The 25,111-nt window shown below is 48.6% G+C and carries 21 protein-coding genes; 18 read left to right on the top strand and 3 right to left on the bottom strand.

Going from position 1 to position 25,111, the window contains the following annotated elements; translation table 11 throughout:
- Window positions 1–8: 8 nt before the first annotated feature.
- Complete coding sequence (locus H515_RS0111780; RefSeq protein WP_025874992.1) at window positions 9–2,132, bottom strand: outer membrane beta-barrel protein; 2,124 nt, start codon at window positions 2,130–2,132, stop codon at window positions 9–11.
- A 228-nt stretch (window positions 2,133–2,360) separates the two neighbouring features.
- On the opposite strand from H515_RS0111780, the gene H515_RS0111775 reads away from it, so the two are divergent.
- Window positions 2,361–3,281: an IS982 family transposase gene (locus tag H515_RS0111775; RefSeq protein ID WP_025874990.1), complete on the top strand. Its 921-nt coding sequence runs from the start codon at window positions 2,361–2,363 to the stop codon at window positions 3,279–3,281.
- A gap of 202 nt (window positions 3,282–3,483) precedes the next feature.
- On the opposite strand, the gene H515_RS0111770 is transcribed toward H515_RS0111775, so the two are convergent.
- Window positions 3,484–3,972 (bottom strand): ferritin, encoded by a 489-nt coding sequence (locus H515_RS0111770; RefSeq protein ID WP_025874988.1) that lies wholly within the window; start codon window positions 3,970–3,972, stop codon window positions 3,484–3,486.
- A gap of 405 nt (window positions 3,973–4,377) precedes the next feature.
- On the opposite strand from H515_RS0111770, the gene H515_RS0111765 reads away from it, so the two are divergent.
- The 6 genes from H515_RS0111765 (at window position 4,378) to H515_RS0111740 (ending at window position 15,043) form a co-directional block, all read left to right on the top strand.
- Window positions 4,378–4,671: a hypothetical protein gene (locus tag H515_RS0111765; RefSeq protein WP_025874986.1), complete on the top strand. Its 294-nt coding sequence runs from the start codon at window positions 4,378–4,380 to the stop codon at window positions 4,669–4,671.
- Between the two features lie 143 nt (window positions 4,672–4,814).
- Window positions 4,815–5,414, top strand: a complete 600-nt coding sequence (locus H515_RS0111760; RefSeq protein ID WP_025874984.1) for a nitroreductase family protein — start codon at window positions 4,815–4,817, stop codon at window positions 5,412–5,414.
- Between the two features lie 196 nt (window positions 5,415–5,610).
- Complete coding sequence (locus tag H515_RS0111755) at window positions 5,611–10,725, top strand: translocation/assembly module TamB domain-containing protein (RefSeq protein WP_028901993.1); 5,115 nt, start codon at window positions 5,611–5,613, stop codon at window positions 10,723–10,725.
- Window positions 10,722–13,169 carry a translocation and assembly module lipoprotein TamL gene (tamL, locus tag H515_RS0111750; RefSeq protein ID WP_028901992.1) on the top strand — a complete coding sequence of 816 codons (2,448 nt, stop codon included), beginning with the start codon at window positions 10,722–10,724 and terminating at the stop codon, window positions 13,167–13,169. The genes H515_RS0111755 and tamL overlap by 4 nt, the downstream gene beginning before the upstream one ends.
- Before the next feature lie 46 nt (window positions 13,170–13,215).
- Window positions 13,216–13,470, top strand: a complete 255-nt coding sequence (locus tag H515_RS0111745; protein WP_025874980.1) for a hypothetical protein — start codon at window positions 13,216–13,218, stop codon at window positions 13,468–13,470.
- Between the two features lie 106 nt (window positions 13,471–13,576).
- Window positions 13,577–15,043 carry an alkaline phosphatase family protein gene (locus tag H515_RS0111740; protein ID WP_025874978.1) on the top strand — a complete coding sequence of 489 codons (1,467 nt, stop codon included), beginning with the start codon at window positions 13,577–13,579 and terminating at the stop codon, window positions 15,041–15,043.
- Between the two features lie 15 nt (window positions 15,044–15,058).
- Here H515_RS0111740 and H515_RS14665 read toward each other — a convergent pair whose 3' ends face one another.
- A complete protein-coding gene (locus H515_RS14665) occupies window positions 15,059–15,232 on the bottom strand; it encodes a hypothetical protein (protein WP_154653710.1) in 174 nt (57 codons plus the stop codon).
- Here H515_RS14665 and H515_RS0111735 point away from each other — a divergent pair.
- From H515_RS0111735 to H515_RS15160, 11 genes are all read left to right on the top strand, one after another.
- Entirely contained in the window at window positions 15,227–15,841 is a 615-nt protein-coding gene (locus H515_RS0111735) for a deoxynucleoside kinase (protein WP_028901991.1), read from the top strand. The two genes, H515_RS14665 and H515_RS0111735, sit on opposite strands and share 6 nt — an antisense overlap.
- A gap of 34 nt (window positions 15,842–15,875) precedes the next feature.
- Entirely contained in the window at window positions 15,876–16,496 is a 621-nt protein-coding gene (locus tag H515_RS0111730) for a deoxynucleoside kinase (protein WP_025874976.1), read from the top strand.
- Window positions 16,497–16,552: 56 nt separating this feature from the next.
- Entirely contained in the window at window positions 16,553–17,494 is a 942-nt protein-coding gene (gene trxB / locus H515_RS0111725) for a thioredoxin-disulfide reductase (protein WP_028901990.1), read from the top strand.
- Window positions 17,495–17,691: 197 nt separating this feature from the next.
- The gene (locus H515_RS0111720; protein ID WP_231728353.1) at window positions 17,692–18,657 is read left to right on the top strand and encodes a bifunctional methionine sulfoxide reductase B/A protein; all 966 of its coding nucleotides are present in this window, start codon (window positions 17,692–17,694) and stop codon (window positions 18,655–18,657) included.
- A gap of 382 nt (window positions 18,658–19,039) precedes the next feature.
- On the top strand, window positions 19,040–19,747 hold the full coding sequence (locus H515_RS15165; protein ID WP_238300063.1) for a hypothetical protein: 708 nt from the start codon (window positions 19,040–19,042) through the stop codon (window positions 19,745–19,747).
- A gap of 21 nt (window positions 19,748–19,768) precedes the next feature.
- Window positions 19,769–20,041 (top strand): zinc ribbon domain-containing protein, encoded by a 273-nt coding sequence (locus H515_RS0111710; protein ID WP_025874972.1) that lies wholly within the window; start codon window positions 19,769–19,771, stop codon window positions 20,039–20,041.
- Window position 20,042: 1 nt separating this feature from the next.
- A complete protein-coding gene (locus tag H515_RS13600) occupies window positions 20,043–20,966 on the top strand; it encodes a DMT family transporter (protein WP_025874970.1) in 924 nt (307 codons plus the stop codon).
- A 221-nt stretch (window positions 20,967–21,187) separates the two neighbouring features.
- A complete protein-coding gene (locus H515_RS0111700) occupies window positions 21,188–22,054 on the top strand; it encodes a hypothetical protein (RefSeq protein WP_028901988.1) in 867 nt (288 codons plus the stop codon).
- A gap of 146 nt (window positions 22,055–22,200) precedes the next feature.
- The gene (locus H515_RS0111695) at window positions 22,201–23,076 is read left to right on the top strand and encodes a nucleoside phosphorylase (protein WP_036890522.1); all 876 of its coding nucleotides are present in this window, start codon (window positions 22,201–22,203) and stop codon (window positions 23,074–23,076) included.
- A complete protein-coding gene (gene mnmE / locus H515_RS0111690; protein WP_025874960.1) occupies window positions 23,077–24,468 on the top strand; it encodes a tRNA uridine-5-carboxymethylaminomethyl(34) synthesis GTPase MnmE in 1,392 nt (463 codons plus the stop codon).
- A 173-nt stretch (window positions 24,469–24,641) separates the two neighbouring features.
- On the top strand, window positions 24,642–25,109 hold the full coding sequence (locus H515_RS15160; RefSeq protein WP_051274784.1) for a phage integrase SAM-like domain and Arm DNA-binding domain-containing protein: 468 nt from the start codon (window positions 24,642–24,644) through the stop codon (window positions 25,107–25,109).
- Window positions 25,110–25,111: the final 2 nt, after the last annotated feature.

Here is a 25,111-nt window from a genome sequence, read left to right as displayed (position 1 = left end):
CTCATTCATTACATGGTACGTTGTATAATACTTTCATTCTTCCTGCTTGTCCTGACACTCACTTCTTTATTGAAGATTGTGTAAGATATTGTGAGTTCCACGCCTCGCATATCATTTTTACCTCTCGTTCCCCAATCTATATAATTGAAATGATACAGAATGTTGTTGTAATTAGCCTTTCCCAAAATATCATTTACAGCTAAATTGATATTCAGCCTGTTCTTCAGCAATGATGCTGCAACACCCATATTCCAACTATGAATACTCTTCTGATTATACAACAAATACTCATTTCTGCCTTGATAAGTATAATCTGTAAACAAATAAATACTTGGTGTCAGAGCATAATTGATATTCATCTGCCCATTGAAAGCGACTTTGTCATTTCTGTATTCTTGTTCTTTAAACACATATTCTCCATGTGGGAACACCACTTCACCCTCGCATGAGAGTTCAATATTACCAATGGCTTTAGAATAATTCAATATCACCCTGAAGTCGCTTGCTTTCTTCATATTCATGGAATAAGAAGAGAGGATATGGCTCGTTGCATCTATCTGTTCAAGCACACTCACAAGCGGATTCTTTCTATAAGTATAGCGCAATGAAAGGGTTAAATCTTTCCATGTAGAACTAAGTGTGTAGCGATCCATAGTTTCATTTTCAAGATTTGTATTTCCCTTGCTGTACAGAAGTGAATCCTGATAAACAAGTCCAGAGTTTAGTTGGGCAAATTTAGGTTGTGTAAGATTTCTTCTATAATTAAACTGGAAGAACCAATTATCATTCGGTCGATACTTTATAGTGATTACGGGGCAGAGTGTAGAAAAGTGTTGTTTGAATTGATTTGCCACCGTGTTTGTTCCCGAAACATTGCTAATGGTTCTATGCACATACTGATAGCGCACCGCAGGCATGACTGTCCATTTGCCAAAACTTTTAGCGAATGACGAATAGGCTTGCGGATTTGATTCTTTTACATTGATATCGTTGATATAACTCTGCACATTCAAATATGGTATTTCTGAATTTGTTTTGGACTTTGAATCCACATAATTATATAGAACTCCCGCCATAGCACTGATGTTCCATGGAAGTTTAAATCCATTGTCAATACTTGTTGTATAGACAGTATAACGGCGATTGCCATGACTCTTGGTAAGCGAAGACAAGCTTGCATCGCTTTCCAAAGTTTGCAGATGATGATTAATATTCGTGGAAGCTATTTCCTGAGAAATGTCAAGATTATAATTATTGCTTGCATAAACATATTGCAACGTTCCGCTATGTATGTTCTCTAAGTTTCTGCCTTGTCTATCTATGTTCCTCCATTGCTTTTGTTGCTGCTGCCAGCTCGTCAAATTTGTGCCAAATGCCTTATTATCCTCATCGCTGAATTGATAGAAATAATAAAGTCCTAATCTGCTTTTGGCATTCAACTGATAATCCGCGGAGAAGTTTACCTTATGCGCTAAGGTTGTTATAGGCGTTTCTCGCTTTTGCTCAATGGAGAATATGTCATCACGATAGATGTTGCGAAAATATGTTTCCTTATTCTTGTTACCATCTTTGCCACCCATATAGGATAGGTTAGCAGAAAAGTTCTTATATTGTCCCATCACATTGAGAATGCCTACATCTGAAAACATTCTTGTTTGTTTCAAGTAGTTGCCAACGCTAAGAAATATAAAATCATTAATATGCTTAATGGTTGTAATGGTAATAACGGGTTGTCCGTTGGAACTGTACTTTACAGAGGGGGCTCTTTCTATCTCTATACTCTTGATATTGTCGGCTTGCAGCGTGGACAGAACCTTTGCGTCGGACAAAAGTCGTCCGTCCAAAACATAAACAGGTTCGCCCAATCCATTCACTTCTATATTGTCATTAACCGAATGCAGACCCGGTGTATGCGACAACATTCTCATTGCCGTACCCATTTTCGATAGCACAGTATTGGCAACCTGAATCTTGGAAACGCTCCCTTTGGTTTTCACACGTGGCATATGTCCTTTCACCACAACATTGTCTAATTCTATGGTTGTAAGAAAAGTACTGTCTTTTATTTCGTCTTGACCGAAACAAAAGGAAAAGTTTACAAAAAAGGCTAATAAAGTTAATATCTTTTTCATAAATATTGTTTTTAATTGATACGTTGCAAAGATACAAAATCTACAGAAATATGCAAGAATATATATGTTATTTTATAAAGAAGACTTGTTTTTGACATTTCAGGTATGACAAATAGCACAGAAGTACGCGAGTTCGGGATAAGAAAAGCACTTAAAAAGTTGGTAATCTCGCTTATTATTTGTATCTTTATAGGTGATAATCAATAAGTTACAAATAGAGTTAAAGCGATGATTACCAAGGACAAAGTTACTGAAATATTCTGTATTATAGATGTATTTAACAGAAATTTGAATTCTGAACTCGAAAATAACCTTTTTCTACCTACTAATAACGGTAAAGGAAAACGTTATAGAAATCGTAAAGGTCGTCTTTCTGAAAGCGAAATTATGACTATTCTTGTGTGCTATCATTTCGGTACATACCGTAACTTCAAGGAGTATTACCTCAACTGCATTCGCGGACAACTCAAGCAGGAGTTTCCCGATGCTGTATCCTACAATCGTTTCGTGGAACTCATGCCACGTGTTTTCTTCCAGATGATGATGTTTATGAAGCTTTATGCCTTTGGCAAATGTACAGGGATAACGTTTATCGACAGTACCATGATACCTGTATGTCATAATGTACGGCGTTATTTCAACAAGGTGTTTGCCGGTTTCGCGAAGAACGGAAAAGGTACTATGGGTTGGTGCCACGGCTTCAAACTGCACCTGCTCTGTAATGACTCTGGCGAGGTTATAACCTTCTGTCTTACAGGGGCAAATGTTGATGACAGGGATGAACGTGTGTGGAGCGTATTTACAAAAGTCTTGTATGGAAAAGTGTTCGCTGACAGAGGATATATCAAAAAGGAACTCTTTGAAACATTGTTCGACCAAGGCATACATCTCGTACATGGTCTGAAAGCGAACATGAAGAACAAACTTATGCCTATGTATGACAGAATCATGCTTAGAAAGAGATACATCATCGAATGTATCAACGAGTTGCTCAAGAACAAGGCTAACCTTGTACATTCACGGCATAGGTCAATACATAATTTCATCATGATCTTGTGTTCTGCTCTTACAGCCTATTGTTTCTTTGACAATAAGCCGGAAGCACTGCCGGTACACGTAGAGAAATCAAAGCAATTGAAACTTTTCTAAAGATTTTCTTATCCCGAACTCGCGTACCTTTTGGTCGGTGATAGCTCACCTTTCGTTTTTCCGTGGCTGCTCCTCCGCTTTCTGAAAACAGAAAAGGGGCTGTTCCAGTAGGATACCAGAACAACCCCTTTTATATGGTTTTGCCCATAATTGACTCCCCCACAAACCCCTGTTCGAGCCGTCGGGAGCCACGATCAGCCGATTATTTCTGCATGTTGGCGAGGTGCTTGTCGATGTGAGCGATAGTGTGACATGCCAACTTGCTGAACATGGAGAGAATGTCCTTCACGCTACTCTCTTCCTCAACCTGCTCATCGATGTACTTGGCGATGAAGTTCTGCGATGCGCGGTCTTTCTCTTCGTCAGCCACGTCAGCCAACTTGTTAATCAACTCGGTCACATACTGCTCGTGTTTCAACGTCTCCTCAAACACGTTCTTTGGGTCGGTCCAGTTAGAAGGAACGGCATCGATGGCGCCTACCTTCACCTCACCGCCACGGTCGAGAACGAAATTTGCCATATCGAGAGCGTGCTCGTTTTCTTCCTGAGCCTGCTTATACATCCATCCAGCGAAGCCTTTCCAGCCTTCCTTGCGGAACCAGAATGCCATGCCTAAATAGAGGTTTGACGACCACAATTCAGCGATAATCTGGTCGTTGAATGCTTTCTGCATTTTTACACTGATATCCATAATCTATAGTTTTTTAAATTGATTGTTCAGGCAAAGTGCTCGAACTTCTACTGCAAAAATAACACATTATTTTGATATGCCCAAATACAGAACATTAATTTTATAAAGTGTTAATAATTTGACAGCCAAGCACAACACATCATAGCCTTCGTGTTTCAAACGCTCATTGCGACTGGTCGCACTGCTCGTCGCAACATGATTTTTCATACACTGGTTAGTATGCCGACACGCATCGGGAAAGTTGCGGACAGGCATTATTACAACCTATTTTGTTCCTAAATTCTTTTTTATAAAGGAAAAATTTGCTATCTTTGCGCAATATAATGCTCACGGGAAACATCAATCTGTAAACGTGATGACCGTTCCATTCAGAAACAAAGACAACTTCAGCACATTGCGATAGAAATGAAACCGTTATACGCTTTATTCGCCCTTTTGCTGCTGACATCGTGCGATGTCGGTACGGCTTTCAGGCGCATGCTCTACGATGATGTACCCCACGATTTTGGAGCGGCCTACGAAGAACCGGAGGAGGCAACCGTCATCTACAGCAACGACGACTATTCGGATGACGGAGGCGAAGACGAGATAGACGAATGGACGAGTTGGGCCCTCCGGAAACGGCCCTACAAATTCGGTCAACAGACCGAAGAACTCGACGATGATGACCTCAAGCCCATCCCGTTCATCGACCAGTAGGCTTTAATAGAATAGGTAAGCCGGTGGCTTGGCCAAGGTTGCAGTGAGCCGCACTTGGGTCAACGGCCCGTGACAGGCTGGGAAAGATAGCACCGCATTTATTTTATCTTTTAGATAAAAACAACATAAAACAAAGGCAAATTATGACTAAGACTTTTCAGGAGGCTATGGCTCATCGCCGCTCTTACTACGCATTAAAGAATGAGTCGCCCATCACAGACAACGAAATCATCGACATAGTCCATTCGGCGGTCAAGCACGTTCCGTCGGCTTTCAACAGCCAGTCAACCCGTGTTGTGGTATTGCTCCACGACAAGCATCAGCGAGTGTGGGAAATCACAAAGGACGTACTTCGGAAAGTAGTATCGGCAGAGGCTTTCGGCAACACAAAAAACAAGATTGAATCGTCCTTCCAGAGCGGTTACGGCACTCTCCTCTTCTATGAAGACCAACGTCCGGTGAAGGCTCTTCAGGAACAGTTCCCTCGCTACGCAGACAATTTCCCCATTTGGTCGCAACACACCAACGCTATGCACCAGTTCGCAATATGGACGATGCTCGAAGACGCCGGTTTCGGTGTGAGCGTGCAGCACTATAATCCACTTATCGACGAGTTGGTGGCAAAGGAATTCAATATCCCTACTGAGTGGACGCTCATCGCACAGATGCCATTCGGCGCTCCTGCTGGCGAACCAGGCGAGAAAGACTACCAGCCACTCGCCGATCGCGTACTTGTTCCATAGCGAACGGTAGGGCGAGCAATATCAGTCGGTCAACAATATCATTGATATTAAATTCCAGCTTGTCGGCCGAAAGACAGATTTGGATTAAATATCAATAGCTATAAATTATGCCGTAGAAGTTCGTGTTTTTGAGTTTTTTTATGTTACTTTGCAATGATAACATTGCTTGATGGAGCAAAAACAAAGGCAATTACGAATGAATAAAGCCCTAAAATGGTTGGTAGCCATAGTGTTAGCACCCATTCTGCTGTTTCTGATACTAACGTTGCTGCTTTACTTCCCACCCGTTCAGAACTGGGCAGTAAGGCAAGTTGCGTCGTCTGCCTCCGAAAAAACCGGCATGGAGATAACCTTGGAGCGCGTCAACCTGTCGTTTCCACTCGACTTGCAGCTCGACGGACTGAAAATGCTCAAGCCCAACGACTCTATTCCCCAACAGAAAGACACCGTAGCCGATGTGAAACAGCTCATTGCCAAGGTGCAACTGTTGCCACTCTTGAATAATAAGGTGGAAATAGACGAGCTGACATTCAAGCAACTCAAGGCCAATACAACCAATTTCATCGGCGATTTGCGCATCAAGGGTGACCTCGAACGGCTGCATCTCATTAGTCATGGCATCGATCTCAAAGGCGATTCCGTCAGGCTCAACGTGGCCGAAATCCAAGGTGGCTGGCTCGATATTGCCCTGGGCGACACCGTTCCTGAAGACACTACGAAGGAAAAGACGCTGTGGCGCATCAACATTGACCAGCTGAACCTCACAAAGACTGACTTTCGGCTTCACATGCCTGGCGATACGATGAGCGTCCGCGCCAACTTCGACAAGGCCACGGCGAAGGCCACGGAGCTGCTTTTGCACGACGACATCTATAAAGTGGGGTCGCTCGACTGGCAGGGAGGACAGTTCTATTACGACCAAAACTACAAGCCGCACGCCAAATCAGGGTTCGATGGCAGCCATATAGCCATGACCGACGTGAACATCGGGCTCGACTCGTTCGTCTATGCCAAACCGAACATCAGCGCCAATGTGAGGACGGCCAACATGAAGGAGAAGAGCGGACTGTTGGTTGAGGACTTTCGGGGTCCGTTCCGCCTCGATTCGACCAGTCTGTACCTGCCCAATATGTATCTGAAAATGCCGGGGACGGAACTCGCTGGAAGTTTTCAGATGGAGATGAATGCCTTTGATGACAATGCCCCTGGCCGACTCTATGCCCAACTGAGCGGACATGTCACCAAGAGCGACCTCAAGCCTTTCCTCACCTCGCTCGAACCACGGCTCTACAATTCGATTCCGAACAAGCCCCTGACCGTCCAAGGACAGCTGCAGGGCAACATGAAATATGCCACCTTCAAGCAACTGCACCTGAAGATGCCTGGACACTTCGACCTCAAAGGTACGGGATGGATAGCCAATCCGACAGATTCAAAAAACATGCGCTCCGACCTTGCCATCAAAGGGACGGCCGAAGACATCGACTTCGTCAACAAGATTCTGCCCAAAAGCGTATCGAAGGACGTGCGCATTCCCCGTGGCATAGGGTTGCACGGTAAGGTGAAGATACGCAAGAGCCGATATACGGGCGACATTTTCCTGACCGAAAGCAAGGGGAAAGTGCACGTGAAAGGCAACTACAATACAGCCAGCGATGCCTATAACCTACTGGCAAAGGCCGACAACCTGCAACTGCGGCACTTCCTGCCCAACATGGACGTACATCCGTTCACAGGAATAATTGCTGCCAACGGACACGGCATGGACTTCCTCAATCCGAAATCGGCGGTCAACCTGACCGCGAAAATCGATAAATTCCAGTATGGCCAATACAAATTGGATGGCATCGGCGGTAAAATCACGATGAAAAACGGCATCACCAATGCCCATATTCAGAGTAGTAACAAAATGATCGCCGGCAACTTCAAATATCATGGCAAGTTCACCGACAAGATGGTGGACGGACATCTGAAAGGCATGATTCAACGACTCGACTTCCGTCGGCTGGGAGTGATGCGCGATCCGTATGTGCTGACAACCTGGGCTGACGTCGATTTGAAATCGAACCTCAAGGACAGGCATTTCATCAAAGGCCCGTTGCGGCATCTGGTGCTCAACAACGAGGGACGAAAACACACCACACAACTCGTCAAAGGCGATTTCGATGTGGTGGCGACAGTGAGGGGAACAAACCTCGACTCGCATCTCAAGGGACATCTCGCACAGGCTAACCTCAAGGCATTGGGAATGGTTGACAAGCCCTACGTAGTGGCAACTGACGCTGACATCGACTTCAGGTCGAACATGAACAACTACTATCACGTGAAAGGCTATGTGGGCGACATGAGACTGAACGAAATAAGGGGAAAAGACAACGTTCCACTCGTGGCCGGCAGCTTCGATGTGAATGCCATCATGAACGGAAACGACATCAAAGGCAGTCTGAAAGGTTTGTTCCCACGGGCCGACCTTTATCAGCTCGGAATTGTTGACCAGCCTTTCAATACCAATTTCTCAGCCGACATTGACTTTGCGATGAAGGGGAAGGACGATTTGATGGCCAAAGGATTGATTGGCAATGTACAAGTACAGACCAGAGACACGATTTACAGTTCGGGGGACGTGACGCTCAATGTGCTGAGCCAGCGCGACAGTACGCATGCCGTCATCAAAGGCGGTGACTTCTTGCTCAATACCAAACTCAATGGCAGCTACAAACAGGTGATGAACATCGGACAAGGCATCTACAGCGACTTGCAACGGCAGATAGCCAGCAAATATATCGACCAACCAGCACTGCGCCGACAGTTGCCCACGGGACACATCACGTTGCAGACTGGTACAGACAACATCTTTAGCCAGTTACTCGCTGAGCAAGGCTATCAGTTCACTACGGCCAACGTCGATATAACCACGTCACCCGTGGACGGTCTGAACGGGAAAATCATCGTTGACCAACTCGCCTACGACAGCTTGAAGGTCGATACCATGAGAATCACGCTTAGCAATAGCAACAACGGGTTGAATTATGAGATGGAGGTACTCAACAATTCCGAAAGTAAATACCCCTACCGCGGCTATCTGCACGGCTCGTTCTACGAACATGGAATAGAATCGTCACTCGCCATATTCGACATGACGGATAAAACAGCACTGGCACTCTCCATGAAGGCAGGTATGGCAGACAATGGAATGCGGGTAAGCCTCACATCGCCGAAGGCTATACTCGGATACAAGGAGTATCAGGTGAACCAAGACAACTTCTTATATATAGGTAGAGACAGACGACTCTCTGCCGACTTGCAGATGCAGGCAACCGATGGTGCCGGTCTGCAGTTGAAAACAGAAGACAGCGACTCGACTTCGCTACAGAACTTTACCCTGTCGGTGCATAGGTTCGAGGTCGGACAACTCCTGTCAGTCCTGCCGTTCGCACCGAATATAACGGGTGTGCTCGATGGCGACTACCACGTGGTTCAGACATCGAAGGACATCACCGTGTCGGGCGACATGAACGTGCAGGACATGGTTTTCGAAGGCAGCCGATTGGGAAATGTGGGCACACAACTCGTCTATATGCCGCTTGAAGACGGCACCCACTTCGTCAATGCTATGATTACCCACAACGAAAGGAACGTGGGCGAATTGTCGGGAAGCTACAGGAGCGAAGGCGGCGGATCACTCGACGCAACACTCAACATGGACCGTTTCCCACTCAACTATATCAATGGGTTCGTGCCCGATCAGATTGTGGGACTACAAGGTGAGGGCGACGGAGTGCTTTCAGTTCAAGGACCGCTCAACAAGCTCGATATCAACGGTGAGATATATCTCGACTCGGCACATCTGGTCAGCGTTCCTTACGGCATTGACATGCGATTTGCCGACGACCCCGTACTCGTCAAGAACAGCAGGATAGAATTTGAGAACTTTGAGATGTTCGCCAACAACGATTCTCCACTGAATATGTCGGGGTATCTCGACTTCTCAGAGCTCGACCGCATGAATATGGATGTGCGGATGAGGGCTAATAACTTTGAAATCATCGACGCAAGGGAAAACCCACGCTCTGAAGTCTATGGCAAGGCATTCGTCAATTTCATGGGACGGATGCACGGTCCTGTTTCTAACCTCAACCTTATCGGCAAACTCGATGTACTAGGGACAACCGATATGACGTATGTCATGCGCGACGCCATACTGACAACCGACACGGAGCTCAACGATCTCGTACAGTTCACCAACCTGAACGACTCTATTACCGATGTCGTTCGTCGGCCTGACCTGACTGGTTTCAGCATGAAACTGGGCTTGGATATCGATGAGCAAGCACACATCGTCTGTGCGCTCAATCCCGATAAATCGAACTACATCGACCTCTTCGGAGGCGGTTCGCTGTCGCTCAGCCACGATCCGACCAACAACTTACAGCTCAGAGGACGTTATACGCTCAACGACGGGGTGATGAAATACTCACTGCCGATTATACCACTGCGCACCTTCAATATACAGGATGGAAGCTATATCGAGTTTTTGGGCAATCCGATGCAGCCACTTCTTAGTATCGTGGCTACCGAAGACGTCAAGACCAGTGTAACCGATGGTTCAGGACAGAGCAGACTTGTCGATTTCGCTTGTGGTGTACGGCTCACCAAGAGATTCCCAAAGCCTGGAGTAGAGTTCATCATCGACGCACCGGAGGATCAGGAAATGCAGAACACTCTCAGTACGAAGAGTGACGAGGAACGCTCTAAACTTGCCGTGACCATGCTGGCATCGGGAATGTATTTCGATGGTACGATCAACTCGAATGCCAACGCTGCGATGAACAGTGCTTTAGCAGGATTCCTCCAAACACAAGTGAACTCCATCACTGGGCGAGCACTCAGCTCAATGGGACTCGACATTTCGGCCAACATGGAGAGCGCAGCTGATGCCAATGGCAGCCTTCACACTGATTACACCTTCAAATTCTCGAAACGGTTGTGGGACAACCGACTGCGCATCATCATGGGCGGACGTGTCTCTACTGGCTCAGAATTTTCAGAACGAAACGGAGCATTCTTCGACAACTTGTCTCTGGAGTACCGACTCAACAAGAAGGAGACGAAATACCTCAAAATCTATTATGAGCGAGAGGCCTACGACTGGCTCGAAGGTGAACAGGAAGAGTTCGGAATCGGTTTCATGTGGCGACGAAAGCTCCGCAATTTCAAGGACATCTTCCGCTTCAAGAATACTGATGATGCAAGTGTCGTACAGCCATCCAGCAAGCCCAAGCGCGATAGCCTAATCAATTTCACCAAATGAGAAGAAGTAATCAGCAGAAAGAAGTCAGTAACCAGCAGCCGGCACTGAGCCATGTCCGCAATTTCCTCATCATTGGAATTGCGTTATGCCTCGCATGCTCTTGGCTTGCCTCTTGCAGCACAACCAGCGCCATACCCGAAGGCGAACAACTCTATACCGGTATGAAGGGAACGAAATACGAAAACTACGACCGTAATGAGCATTTCACCTCCGTTCAGGAAGAATTGAACGTAGTGTTGGCCACCAAACCCAATGCCGCTCTTTTCGGAAGTCCGTCGCTTCGCTCACCTTTCCCTGTCGGTTTGTGGATATGGAACGCCTTTTCCCCCGACACTTCAGCTTTCAGTCGATGGATGGTACGCGTCTTTGGCTCAAAGCCCGTGCTCATGAGCTATGTCAATCCAGATCTGCATGCCACCGTCGGCGAAAATTTGCTCTACAAACGTGGCTACTTCGATGGCAAAATACGCCACGAACTCATACCGCAGCCCAATCCGAAGAAGATGAAAATCCAGTATTTCGTCAACATGGGGCGCCTGTGGACCATCGACAGTCTGCAATACACCAACTTCCCGACTGAAGCCGACAGTCTCATCCATGCCGATAGCGTGAACGCAGTCATCCACAATGGTGACCCATTCGACGTGGCTACTCTCGAACAGGAACGCCAACGCATCACTACCCTTTTCCGTGACAACGGCTACTATTACTATCAGAACAACAACGCCAGTTACTTGGCCGACACAACGGTTGTTCATGGCAAAGCCATCATGCGCCTACAGATGGCCGATTCCGTGGGAGAGCGCTCCATCCGCAAGTGGCGCATCGGCAATATCACCATCAACTTTCAGAAACGATTCATGGAAGAGCTGGCCAATCAGCGCAAGTCGCGACGTTACACCATCAACTACAACGGCAAACGCACCCCATTGCGCAGCCGTGTCATCTCCAACGATTTGCTTCTGCGCAAGGGAGACCTGTACAGTCTTGAGAAACATCAGGAAAGTCAGGAGAAACTCAATGCCACCGGACTTTTCACCTCAACCAATTTCAACTTTACACCCCACGACGACAGCGACACGTGCAGCATTCTCGACCTCGATATCGACTGTTTGTTCGACAAACCCTATGATTTCTATGTCGAAGCATACGGCCGTGGCAAGACAAGCGGCAAGTACGGACCGGAGCTGATTGTCGGTGTGACCAAGCGCAATGCATTCCGCGGTGCTGAATTGCTGAACGTCCGCCTTCACGGTGCCTACGAATGGGTGACCCGTCGTAGTGACGACGAGGAGCATTCGGGCATCAACGATTACGAATATGGTGCCGAGGCGAGCCTTCAGTTCCCTCGCATCCTCAACCCGTTCCAGACTCCCCCACGCATAAGACGTGAGCGAAGGCGCAAGAAACTGGCAGCGGCCATTGCCCGTGGCGAGACCCCTCCTGCCCCCAAGCCACGCCGACAGTACTTTGAGACCCCAATGACCACCATTAGCGCATCAGCCAATGTCATCAACCGCTCCAAATACTTCAAGCGGCACGTCGTTTCCAGCGAGATTGTTTACAGCTGGCGACCCAACGAGCGTCATTCTTTCGTGTTCAAACCGCTGTCCCTTTCGTATGAGTACATGCACAGTGTGACCGACCGTTTCTTGTCGCTCGTCGATAGTATGCCTTACCTCGAAGTGTCGATGGCCGACCAATTCATCCCCAAGGCAAGTTTCCAATACACCTATCAAAGTCCATTAAACTACGCCAACCCCATCAACTGGTGGACAACGGTCAGCGAGGCATCGAACATCCTCGCCGGCGGCTACGCCATCTTCGGGCAGAAATGGAACGAGAAGCAAAAGACGATGTTCAAAAATCCCTTTGCCCAGTTCCTAAAGGTGGAGACCAACTTCACCAAACTGTGGTCGCTGCCCAAAAAGAGTTCTGTGGCGGCCCGCATCAATGCAGGTGTGGTGTGGGCATACGGCAACAGCAGCGTGGCGCCCTACACTGAACAGTTCTTTGTTGGTGGTGCCAACAGCATCCGTGCCTTCAATGCCCGTGAAATAGGACCGGGGAAATATCGTTCCACCTCTCGGATGCGGTCATTCGTTGAGCAAACTGGCGAGATAAAGTTGCAGGCCAACCTCGAATACCGTCCTCATATTTTGGGCAACCTCTACGGAGCGATATTCCTCGATGCGGGCAACGTTTGGACGATGAAGGCCGACGAAGGGCGTCCCGAATCAGAGTTTAAGTTCAACAGTTTCTTCCGACAGATAGCCCTCGGCACAGGTGTCGGCCTACGCTACGATCTCGGTTTCTTCATGATTCGTGTCGATTGGGGCATCGGTCTGCATGTTCCTTACGATACAAGACGGAGCGGATTCTACAATATCGACCATTTCAAGGATGCCCAGACATTGCATCTGGCCATTGGTCTGCCGTTCTAACCCCCGCTATCAACTCATCATCAACATCCCAACGCACTAACAAAAAATGGACCATATCGACAAAGCTATCGACTTTCTCGACAATCTTGAGAAGCTCGGCGACCAGCTACAGCGTGCCGCCAGTCAGCAACAGCTCTTCCTCTCACGGATGCTCGAACTCTCACGGGCTGGCGACGAATCGTCCGAAGAGTATCTGACACTCCAACAGCAAAGTCAGAACCTACAGGTCATGATCGACAAATGGAAACCCATCTACGAGGAGCGGCTGGCGATGGTGCGGGAAGTGAGGCGAAAAAAATGATTTAACTGTCCCCGTTGCTATCTATTCCATAATAAAGTTGTACCTTTGTGGCAGGTCAAACGAATTTCAATCAGTTTTCAATAATCAAAGTAATCATATCACTAAGATGAAAAAATTATCCACAATCATCGTGCTGCTGGCTTTGGCCATTGTCTCACAGGCACAAGTTTCACGTCCGAAGCTCATCGTTGGCCTCGTTGTCGATCAAATGCGCTGGGACTATCTCTATTTGTATAATGACGAGTTCGGCAGCGATGGTCTGAAACGACTTCTTGCCGACGGGTTCTCTTTCGAGAATACCCACATCAACTACGCCCCCACCATAACGGCAGTGGGCCATTCATCCATATTTTCTGGTTCAATACCGGCAATCCACGGCATTGCGGGCAACTATTTTTCAGATAACAACAAGTTTGTCTATTGCTGCGATGACTCAACCGTTATGACCGTCGGCTCAACCAGTAAGGAAGGAAAGATGAGCCCACGGCGCATGCTGACCACCACTATTGGCGACCAGCTTAAGTTAGCGTCCAATTTCTGCTCAAAGGTCATCGGCATATCCCTTAAGGACCGTGCCTCCATCCTTCCCGCTGGTCACTCGGCAGATGCGGCTTATTGGTGGGATACCTCAGCAGGGCATTTCATCACCTCAACCTACTACATGAAAGAGCTGCCCTCTTGGGTACAGGAGTTCAACAAGAAGAACCACACAGCAGCTAATTTCAACATCAAGACCTCCAACCTTGGCGTCACGATGACCTTCCGAATGGCCGAGGCAGCTTTAGAGAACGAGAAACTCGGACAAGGCGATGCCACCGACATGCTCACCGTCAGCGTCTCATCGACCGATGCTATCGGACACAAATACGGAACGAGGGGAGCTGAAAACCACGACGTCTATATGCAACTCGACAAGGATTTGGCCCATTTCCTCAACACCCTCGATGCGAAAGTAGGGAAAGGAAACTACCTTCTCTTCCTCACAGCCGACCACGGGGCTGCCCACAACTACAATTACCTGAAGAGTCACCGCATCCCTGCAGGTGCTTTCGAGTACAACAAAGCCGTTCGGGAGCTCAATGCCCATCTACAGTCGAAGTTCGGCATAGCCCCTGTCTTCGGAGAGGACAACTACCAGTTCTACTTCAACGACAAAATGATTATGCAAGCCGGAGTAGAGAAGCAGGAAGTGATTGATGAGGCCATCGATTTCCTCAAGTCCGACCCTCAATACCTCTATGTGTTCGATGAGGAGAAAGTGGCAACGCAGACCATGCCCGACTTCTTTAAGGTACGCATGCAGAACGGTTATTTCCGCAATCGGTCGGGAGCAATAGGCGTAGTGACCCGTCCGCAATTCTTCGGAGCCAAGGACTCACCGTCATACACTGGCACTCAGCACGGCCAGCCTTACCCCTACGACACCCATCTGCCATGGATCATGTATGGTTGGCATGTCAACCCCGGCGAATCGTCCATCGAAACGACCGTCAACGACATCGCAGCGACCGTCTGCAGCATGCTGAAGATACAGATGCCCAACGGTTGTATCGGCAAACCAAGAATCCACTGACAAGCAGTGTCTGCCTCACGTCATGCGGCAAGCCGAGGCATCATCCTCCCCTCCGCCAGCTGACAACGAGCTACGACAGACCACAACAACAATAGTAATCACACAACAAAGCGGCCACCGCTCACCCACCCGACGGTTGTTCACACCGTTCCATGTGGCGGGACGTGGCCATACAATACGACAATGCACATCGCAATAGCAGGAAACATAGGAAGCGGAAAGACAACGCTCACCAAAATGCTCTCCAAGCGTTACGGCTGGAAGCCAAGGTTTGAGTCGGTGGACTTCAATCCGTATCTCGACGACTATTACAAGGACATCAAGCGCTGGTCGTTCCCCATGGAGGTATTTTTCCTCAAGGAGCGTTTCAAGGACCTAATTGAAATAAGCGAAAGCAAAGACGACATCATCCAAGACCGTTCCATCTACGAAGGCGTCTATGTGTTCACCGCCAGCAACTACGCCATGGGCAATCTCGACGAGCGCGACTACCAAACCTACATGGAACTCTTCGAGGACATGACCGACATCGTGCGCTATCCCGACCTGATGATTTATCTACGGGCACCGGTGAGTCACCTTGTAGCCAACATAGAGAAGCGAGGACGCGACTATGAGCAGAAAATGCCACTCGATTACCTTGAGAACATCAACAAGCGCTACGAGGATTTCATCAACTGCCAGTATAAAGGACGTGTGCTGACCATTGATGTTGACGAGCTTGATTACGAACATGAGCCCAAGGACTTTGGTTTCATCACCGACAAGATCGACCGTGTGCTCTTCGGACTATTCTAATAACGTTTCAAAAACAAGTAAAACAATAACGAATATGCATATAGCAATAGCTGGAAACATAGGAGCTGGAAAAACAACACTCACCACCATGCTCGCAAAAAGATACGGATGGAAGGCACATTTCGAGCCCGTCGATAACAACCCCTATCTGGCTGACTACTATGAGGATATGAACCGCTGGGCATTCAACCTGCAAATCTACTTCCTCAACAAGCGATTCCGCGACGTAGTGGAGATATCGCGATCGGCCGACACCGTCATCCAAGACCGTACGATATTCGAGGACGCAAGGATATTTGCCCCCAATCTGCACGATATGGGACTCATGAGCGACCGTGACTTCGACAACTACACCCATTTGTTCGACCTCATGCTCAGCCTCGTCAAGCTCCCCGACCTGCTCATCTACATAAGGTGCAGCGTTCCCCACCTCATCGACCACATACAGATGCGCGGACGCGAGTATGAGCAAACCATGCGCATCGACTACCTCCGGGGTCTCAACGAGAGATATGAGGAATGGATCAAGTCCTACGACGGACACCTGATGATTGTCGATGGCGACAACATCGACTTTGCTAACAATTCGCAAGACTTTCAGAAGGTTACAGACATGATCGACGACCGTCTCTTCGGCCTATTCCCCATAAAATAGACACCGACGGTGAGCCACCGACGAAATTACATAACAATTTTTGCAATAACAACTATATGGAAAAGGTAAAAACACTCATCATCGGCAGCGGCCCGGCGGGCTATACAGCTGCCATATATGCAAGCCGATCTAACTTGCAGCCAGTACTCTACCGTGGCATCCAGCCCGGTGGACAGTTGACAACTACGACTATCATTGAAAACTTCCCCGGTTTCAAGGACGGCATCGACGCCAACCAGCTCATGATGGAGATGAACCAGCAGGCCGTCAACGTAGGCGCCGACGTGCGCGACGGAGCTATCGTCAAGGCCGACCTCAGCAAGCGCCCGTTCATTTGCGAGGATGAGCGAGGCAACGTCATTGAGGCCAGCACCGTAATCATAGCAACGGGAGCAAGTGCCAAGTACCTTGGACTTCCCGACGAGGAGAAATACCGCGGACAGGGTGTCAGTGCATGCGCCACATGCGACGGTTTCTTCTACCGCAAGCGCACGGTGGCCGTCGTCGGCGGTGGCGACACAGCCTGCGAGGAGGCCATGTACCTGTCGGGACTGGCCAAGAAAGTGTATATGATTGTACGCAAACCGTTCCTCCGTGCTGCCGAAATCATGCAGAAGCGCGTCATGGAACAGGAGAACATAGAGATTCTCTTCAACACCAACACAGTCGGTCTCTTCGGCGAACAGGGTGTTGAGGGCGCTCATTTGGTAAGGAACAAGGGCGAACAGAACGAGGAGAACTACGACATCGCCATCGACGGTTTCTTCCTCGCCATCGGTCACACACCGAACACTGAGCTATTCAAAGGACAACTCGAACTCGACCAGCAGGGATTCATCATTACCAAGCCTCGCTCGACAGCCACCAACATCGAAGGAGTCTATGCAGCCGGCGACGTTGCCGACCCAATCTACCGCCAAGGTGTGGTAGCCGCTGGCACTGGCGCAATGGCCGCCATCGAGGCAGAGCGATTCCTTCAGGATAAGGGCGAGAAATAACCGTCAGAAAGCATCCCCAATCAGTTTACTATCATAACCATCAGCCTGTGAGAAAACCAACAGCGAACAACAGTATCACGTTGGAGATGGGGAAAACTATCATCCTAAGCCTGTCACTCCTCGTGATGGCCTTTTTGCTTGCTGCTTGCAGTCAGCAGCGTGCATCAACAACCAACCCGAAAACGAAAGGACAAAACATGGAAGAAAAGACTAAATTCACAAGGCCCGACGACGCAACGCTACGTGCAAGGCTCACTCCCGAACAGTACGAGGTGACCCAACACGCTGCCACCGAACGGCCTTTTACCAACGAGTACGACGATGAGTTCAGAAAGGGCATCTACGTCGATGTGACAACGGGCGAGCCACTGTTCCTATCGACCGACAAATACGACTCCGGATGCGGGTGGCCCGCATTCACGAAACCCATCAGCGATGACCTCATCGACAAGCATGCCGACAATTCGCACGGCATGCAGCGCACCGAAGTCAGAAGCAAGACGGGCAATGCCCACTTGGGACACGTTTTCAACGATGGCCCGAAGGACAAGGGAGGGCTGCGCTATTGCATCAACAGCGCATCGCTGAAGTTCATACCAATCGAGGATATGGAAAAGGAAGGATACGGAAAATACATGAAACTCCTACGGCAAGAGAAGGAAATATATGTTGCCGGCGGCTGCTTCTGGGGTACCGAACACTACATCAAGCAGATAGAGGGAGTCGTCTCCACAGAGGTGGGCTATGCCAACGGCACGACCAAGAATCCCACCTACGAGGAAGTCTGCACCGACCGCACGGGCTTTGCCGAGGCCGTGCACATCGTTTACGACCCGTCGGTAGTCAGCCTTGAGTTCCTCATCGGCCTTTACTTCGACTCCATCGACCCAACGAGTCTCAACCGACAGGGAAACGACCACGGAACACAGTACCGCACCGGCGTTTACTTCACCGACAAGGCCGACAAGGACATCATCCGCAAGGTATTCGACAAGGAGGAGCGAAAACACTCCGTTCCTCTCGAAGTGGAACTGCTACCGCTGAAAAACTTCTACAGAGCCGAGGAATATCATCAGGACTATCTCGACAAGAATCCGACGGGCTACTGCCACTTGCCAAGGTCGCTTTTCGAGTACGCACGCAAGGCAAAAATGAAAAAATAGGTCGAGCCATCCATTGGGATGACAACCAGATGATTGTAAAATATTTTCAGCATCGCACTGCCATTGCTCACCAATCGCAAGGTGAAAGGTCAGCTTTCAACCGACAATAGGTCAGGTTTTGCACGTCAATAGGTCAGGTTTTGCACGACAATTCCTGACCTATCGCCAGTGACACGCTAACACACTGCGAGACAAACCGTTGCAGACGAGGTGAGAAAAATGGATTTTTGTCAATATTTTTGACCACTCAAAAAAAACGCAAGGGCAGCCACTATCCACCATGAAGGAAATAAAAGAAGAAGAAAATCTGACATATTATTGTCCTTTCATGACAAAATGAGTAATTTTGTAGTGGTATTCGGAAACAAACCGCAAAGAGACTATGAACAGAGATTATACTTTTCGTCTGCTCTACGACGAGGATAACGGGGTTTATCGCACACAGTGCGACGAGCTGGCCGACGTGATTGACTTCGCATGTGGCAAGAACTACATCGAAACCATTGAGAAACAGCTGCTTGGGATGGCCGATTGCATGACCCACTGGGGTTGGAACGAACCAGCCACCGTTGCGCGATTGGAGGGCTTGCGCCTGACATTCGTGCCCGAATGCCGCTTTATGGACAATTGGGAAGGTGAGAACCACGAGCTTTATCTCAAGGCACTCAACCTACTGATGCACAAGCACTACGGACAGAAAGACAAGGCTGGCATGGACTATTATTTCCATCCCGTACGCGTTTCGGCACGATGCGTGTGCGAAAAGAAGATGGCTGCCCTGCTCCACGATGTTCTTGAGGACACTGATACCACCGAGGAAGAACTGCGCCGACTCGGTTTCTCAGCTGAAACGGTAGAGGCCGTGGTTGCATTGACACGCAAAAAGGGTGAAACTTATGCCGAGTTCATCAGACGATGCGAACGGAATGCCACGGCGCATGAGGTGAAAATAGCCGACTTGGAGGACAATATGACCCTCACCCGCTTGACCGATCTGAAGGAAAACGACCTCAGCCGACTGAACAAATATCTGCATGCATGGCGCTATCTCAACGGATTGGAGCCGAATGTGGCGAATATCAAGGAGTGACTTTTTACATAACTACATATAATGAAAAAGAATAAGATTTGCCAGAGTTGCGGAATGCCACTCAAACACGACCCGCAACAAGGCGGAACGAATGCCGACGGAAGCAGGAGCGACGTCTATTGCAGCTACTGTTATGCAGAAGGCAAGTTCACAGATGAATGCAACGATGTGCGCGAATTTCAGGAACATTGCCGTCAGATAATGATGAAGGGCGGACACAACCGAATCATGGCCTGGCTGTTCACACGTGGCATGAAGCGGTTGAAACGTTGGAAAGAAGGGGAAAAGGCGTAAAATGAAGAAAATAACCACACACGAGAGTAACACAAAGGCCTATATTGGCATGGCACTGTCAACGCTCATCATCGGACTGTCGTTTGTTTTCGTGAAGATAGCGCTGCGTGTCTCCTCCCCACTCGACCTGCTCGCCCACCGCTTCAATGCGGCAACAATCGCCCTTTTCGTGGTGTTCATGCTCGGCTATGTCGAGAAACCACAACTCAACCGAAGGCAACTGTGGCAGTTGTTGTCAGTGTCGGTGTTCTATCCGTTGCTGTTCTTCGCACTGCAGGCCATCGGACTGCAATACACCACTGCATCGGAGGCGGGCATTCTGTCGGCCATCACACCAGTGATGACGCTCATTCTGGCATCGGTCATGCTCAAGGAACGCAGTTCTTTCGGGCAGATTGTGGGCGTCATCGTGTCGATTGGCGGCACGTGCTACATCTTCCTGATGAGCGGAACGGCCATACAGGGCGACAGTATGCTGGGCAACATCCTCATTCTGCTGAGTGTTCTGTCGATAGTTTTCTATTATATCTTCGGCAGGAAAATCAACCACAACTACCGTTCGATGGACATCACCGTCGTGATGATTATACTGGCAGACGTGGTTTTCAACGTTATTGCCTTGGGCTATCACATGGCCGACGGCACTGTGGCGGACTATTTCGCACCGGTTTTCGACCTACAATTCATCTATGCCATCCTCTACCTCGGCGTCTTGTCGTCGTTGGTCACCTCGCTTTTCAACAACTACGCACTGGCCCACATCCCAGCGTCGCAGGTTGCCGTGCTCAACAACCTCACGCCTGTGATTTCGGTCATGGGAGGCATCATGATTCTGGGCGAACAGCTCCATCCTTACCATTTCATCGGTGCTGCACTTGTCATCATCGGCGTACTGGCAACGACACTGTTTCAACACAAACGATAGGCCGCCTCGCCTGAACTGAAAAGTGAGAAGCGACGCTGCACAGGCACTGCGGTCATGAACATCGAAGGCAAAGAAGCGGAAAAATCAGCCGAATTGCCGTGTCGGAAATGCTAAAAAAGCAAAAGAATAAGAGATTTGTCTGCGTTTTTTTATTATCTTTGTAGCACTGTTACAATTACAAGAAACAGACAACCGCATGCGTCGGCAATGCAAACGTGAGTATGAAGCACCTAAATGACTATCAACCAGCAATGGGAATACCGGCTAAAAAGATGCGAAACATCATCTTGCTCTTCGTCATGCTGTTCGTAGGAACAGCGTGCCAACAGGGCGGCAAGAAGTCTGACGCACAGGCAAACATCGAACGTGATGCGGACGAACGGGAGATACCACGCTTCAACGGCAACGAGAAAGAACAATATTCCTACGAGACCGATCCTATCAACAGCATCAAAGCCATGACGCCCGAAGAGCTGGGACCAGAGGAAAAGATGGAGCTGAAGAGCATGAAGGACAAAATCGACCATGCAAAAGTAAGCACCTATCACAACCTGCGATATGGCTACAAGATGAAATACCTCAATGTGCTCGTGCCACAGGAAGAGGCTGAAAGTGGCGAGGGAAAGGACTTCAGCTACAACGGCATCACACTCTCGGTGTGGGGAAGCAACAACAATCTGGAATGGGATGTGGAAACGGCCATGAAGATGATGAAGGAAAACAGCACATACACCAAGGTTCACGGCAACTACTATGTGCTGGCAGGACACGAAGACGAGGAAACACTCTACTATACCAAGGCGCTGCTCGTGAACGACACATGGTACACAGCACGCCTGACATATCCTGAGAAGTTCAAGGATATCGTCAAACCGCTCATACAGCAGGTCAAGGATTTCAATGTAGAGAAAAAGGCGACGCAAAGACGGAAAACCACATGCCAAATCGACAGATCACGCATCGACACCATGCGCCACCGTTCCACGAGAAATGCCAACTACAGGATGCTTAGGAAACTGATGACCAACCAGGATTACAGCTACCAGCCAGCAACAGCCAACACAGCAAGAAAAGGCGCACAGTCCTGACGGGTTCGCAGCTTTGAGCAGACAACACAAGCTGACACCAAAAGGCAAGGCAAAAGACAAGAAAAACGAGACCATATTCGTCAGTCTCACCCCAAACGACTAACTTTGTGGGATAACAGTACGAGTCAATCAAATAATTAATCATTATGGAAGAAAAATTTTTTGCTCCATCAGAGCTAATCATCAATGAGGATGGAAGTATTTTCCACCTACACCTGAAACCAGAATTTCTTGCCGACAAGGTGATACTGGTTGGCGACCCAGGAAGAGTTTCGTTGGTCGCTTCACACTTCGAGACAAAGGAATGCGAGGTGGAAAGCCGCGAATTCCGCACCATAACAGGTACATACAAAGGAAAACGAATCACGGTAGTGAGCACGGGAATTGGTTGCGACAACATAGACATCGTAGTCAACGAACTCGACGCACTGGCCAACATCGACTTCAAGACAAGACACCAGAAATCGCCACTGCGCTCTCTCACACTCGTCCGTATCGGAACATGTGGCGGACTACAGGAATACACACCAGTAGGAACATACATCGCAAGCGAGAAGAGCATCGGATTCGACGGATTGCTCAACTTCTATGCTGGCAGAAATGAGGCATGCGACCTCGATTTTGAGGAAGCATTCAAGAAACACATGGACTGGAATCCACAAAAGGGCGCACCCTACGTCATCGACGCAGACAAGGAGACACTCGACCGCATCGCTGCCGACGACATGGTCAGAGGTGTGACCATCGCTTGCGGAGGTTTCTTCGGCCCACAGGGACGAGAGCTACGCATTCCGCTGGCCGATCCAACACAGAACGTCAAGGTCGAGGCATTCGAATATAACGGACACCGCATCACTAACTTTGAAATGGAGTCGTCGGCATTGGCAGGACTGGCGAAACTCATGGGACACCGTGCGCTCACCTGTTGCATGGTGATTGCCAACCGTCGGGCAAAGGAAGCCAATACCGGATATAAGAACTCCATCGACGGACTCATCAAGACTGTTTTGGACAGAATCTAAATGAACAAACTTATATCGCAAGATAACAATACCATTTGCGCCCTCGCAACACCAGTCGGGGGCGCAATTGCCGTTATCAGAGTTTCGGGGGAAAAAGCAATAGACATCGTTGACTCGGTTTTCAACCCCCAAAGCAACAAACCGCTCAACAAGGCCAAGGGATACTCACTTCATTATGGGCAGTTGCTCAACAATGGACAAGAGACGATAGACGATGTCATGGTGAGCATTTACCGCGCGCCACACAGCTACACAGGAGAGGATTCCGTTGAGATAGCATGCCACGGCTCACAGTATATCGTTACGCAAATCATTCAAACCCTCATTGCCAACGGATGCCGACAGGCCGAACCCGGAGAATACACCATGCGGGCATACATGAACGGGAAAATGGACCTCAGTCAGGCTGAAGCCGTGGCTGACCTGATAGCATCCACCAACAAGGCCACACACAAAATGGCCATAAGTCAGCTCAAAGGGCACTTCTCATCTGAACTGACCACACTGAGAGAACAACTGCTCAAAATGACATCGCTGCTCGAACTGGAGCTCGACTTCTCCGATCACGAGGAATTGGAGTTTGCCGATCGATCCGAACTATTAGAACTCGCACAGCGAATTGACAACCGCATCACCACCCTCGCCCACTCCTTCGAGACGGGAAATGCCATTAAGCAAGGCATTCCCGTAGCAATCATCGGAAAAACAAACGTAGGCAAGAGCACCTTACTCAATGCCCTGTTGCACGAAGACAAAGCCATCGTGTCTGATATCCACGGAACCACCCGCGACGTCATAGAGGACACAACGCAAATCAACGGCATCACCTTCCGCTTCATCGACACAGCAGGCATCCGTAAGACCGACGACACCATTGAAAATCTCGGAATCGAACGCACCTATCAGAAGCTGAACGAGGCCGCCATCGTCCTTTGGCTTCTCGATGAACAGCCTTCACAGCAAGAAACGGAAGAGATGAAACAGTATGCGGCGGACAAAAAAATAATCGTCGTACAGAATAAAATAGACCTCAGCCCCACAGCAAGCCCCATAATTCTCACCAACTGCGAGCCCTTTGCCCAACAGACAATCAGCGCAAAGCACAGAACTGGCATCTCTCAACTGGAGCAGCGTGTGTATGACGCGGCCGAAATTCCGGAAATAACCGAGAACGACGTCATCATCACTTCTGCCCGCCACTACGCTGCTTTGACAGCCGCCCACGACACCCTCGTCCGCATCATCGATGCCATGCACCACGGTCTTTCTGGCGACCTCATAGCCGAAGATCTCCGCATCTGTCTTGAGCAATTGGCAGAAATCACTGGCGGCCAAATCACTCCTCACGAAGTCTTAGGAAATATCTTCAAGCACTTCTGCATCGGTAAGTAAGCATATAGATTCACGAGCAATTCAAACACAAAACCAATACAATTATTGCGAAATATACTATTATAAACCAATGAGATATAAAATCAGAAAATAAATCGTAATTTCGCGATAATTGTATTGGTTTTGTCGTTTATTTGTTATTACTTTGTTGCTTGAAATGATAAAACAACAAAATGCGCAACAAAAATTATGGGGAAATCAAAAGAGCCTATTCGCTTACGTCAAAGGCGCACATCATCGGGGTTGATAAGCCTTATCTCGACATATACCTGAATGGTAAGCAGTCGTATGAGTATTTGAAAATGTATCTTGTTCCTGAACGGACACGGGCGGACAAAGAGAAAAACAAGCAAACGCTCCTGCTCGCCGACGCTATCCGAGCAAAGCGTGTCGTGGAACTCCGTAACGGACAATATGGCTTTCAATCACAGTTTGCCTCCAATACCCGTTTCTTCGATTACTACCGTTCGTTATGCGAAAAGCGTCTTGGGACGGAGAGCAGAGGTAATTGGGGTAATTGGTATTCTTGCCTACACCATTTGAAGAAATATGAAAAGCGGGAAAATATAACTTTTTCCGACATAACGCCCGAATGGGTGCAGGGGTTCAAGGACTATCTCGAAAACGAGGCTGTCGCTTGAGG

Origin of the sequence: Prevotella corporis DSM 18810 = JCM 8529 (assembly GCF_000430525.1) — a bacterium.
Classification (GTDB): domain Bacteria; phylum Bacteroidota; class Bacteroidia; order Bacteroidales; family Bacteroidaceae; genus Prevotella; species Prevotella corporis.
Note: the sequence above shows the minus strand (reverse complement) of the source record. Positions and strands in the feature narration are given on the sequence as shown.

What these genes read in the sequence shown, in the direction of transcription:
- H515_RS0111755 (WP_028901993.1), top strand. Translation starts at nt 5,611, where the DNA reads ATGAATAAAGCCCTAAAATGGTTGGTAGCCATAGTGTTAGCACCCATT.
- mnmE (WP_025874960.1), top strand. Translation starts at nt 23,077, where the DNA reads ATGAACAAACTTATATCGCAAGATAACAATACCATTTGCGCCCTCGCA.
- H515_RS0111710 (WP_025874972.1), top strand. Translation starts at nt 19,769, where the DNA reads ATGAAAAAGAATAAGATTTGCCAGAGTTGCGGAATGCCACTCAAACAC.
- trxB (WP_028901990.1), top strand. Translation starts at nt 16,553, where the DNA reads ATGGAAAAGGTAAAAACACTCATCATCGGCAGCGGCCCGGCGGGCTAT.
- H515_RS0111695 (WP_036890522.1), top strand. Translation starts at nt 22,201, where the DNA reads ATGGAAGAAAAATTTTTTGCTCCATCAGAGCTAATCATCAATGAGGAT.
- H515_RS0111730 (WP_025874976.1), top strand. Translation starts at nt 15,876, where the DNA reads ATGCATATAGCAATAGCTGGAAACATAGGAGCTGGAAAAACAACACTC.
- H515_RS0111720 (WP_231728353.1), top strand. Translation starts at nt 17,692, where the DNA reads ATGGAAGAAAAGACTAAATTCACAAGGCCCGACGACGCAACGCTACGT.
- H515_RS0111735 (WP_028901991.1), top strand. Translation starts at nt 15,227, where the DNA reads ATGCACATCGCAATAGCAGGAAACATAGGAAGCGGAAAGACAACGCTC.
- H515_RS15160 (WP_051274784.1), top strand. Translation starts at nt 24,642, where the DNA reads ATGCGCAACAAAAATTATGGGGAAATCAAAAGAGCCTATTCGCTTACG.
- H515_RS0111760 (WP_025874984.1), top strand. Translation starts at nt 4,815, where the DNA reads ATGACTAAGACTTTTCAGGAGGCTATGGCTCATCGCCGCTCTTACTAC.
- H515_RS0111780 (WP_025874992.1), bottom strand. Translation starts at nt 2,132, where the DNA reads ATGAAAAAGATATTAACTTTATTAGCCTTTTTTGTAAACTTTTCCTTT.
- tamL (WP_028901992.1), top strand. Translation starts at nt 10,722, where the DNA reads ATGAGAAGAAGTAATCAGCAGAAAGAAGTCAGTAACCAGCAGCCGGCA.
- H515_RS15165 (WP_238300063.1), top strand. Translation starts at nt 19,040, where the DNA reads ATGAACAGAGATTATACTTTTCGTCTGCTCTACGACGAGGATAACGGG.
- H515_RS0111700 (WP_028901988.1), top strand. Translation starts at nt 21,188, where the DNA reads ATGAAGCACCTAAATGACTATCAACCAGCAATGGGAATACCGGCTAAA.
- H515_RS0111740 (WP_025874978.1), top strand. Translation starts at nt 13,577, where the DNA reads ATGAAAAAATTATCCACAATCATCGTGCTGCTGGCTTTGGCCATTGTC.
- H515_RS0111775 (WP_025874990.1), top strand. Translation starts at nt 2,361, where the DNA reads ATGATTACCAAGGACAAAGTTACTGAAATATTCTGTATTATAGATGTA.
- H515_RS13600 (WP_025874970.1), top strand. Translation starts at nt 20,043, where the DNA reads ATGAAGAAAATAACCACACACGAGAGTAACACAAAGGCCTATATTGGC.
- H515_RS0111770 (WP_025874988.1), bottom strand. Translation starts at nt 3,972, where the DNA reads ATGGATATCAGTGTAAAAATGCAGAAAGCATTCAACGACCAGATTATC.
- H515_RS0111745 (WP_025874980.1), top strand. Translation starts at nt 13,216, where the DNA reads ATGGACCATATCGACAAAGCTATCGACTTTCTCGACAATCTTGAGAAG.
- H515_RS0111765 (WP_025874986.1), top strand. Translation starts at nt 4,378, where the DNA reads ATGAAACCGTTATACGCTTTATTCGCCCTTTTGCTGCTGACATCGTGC.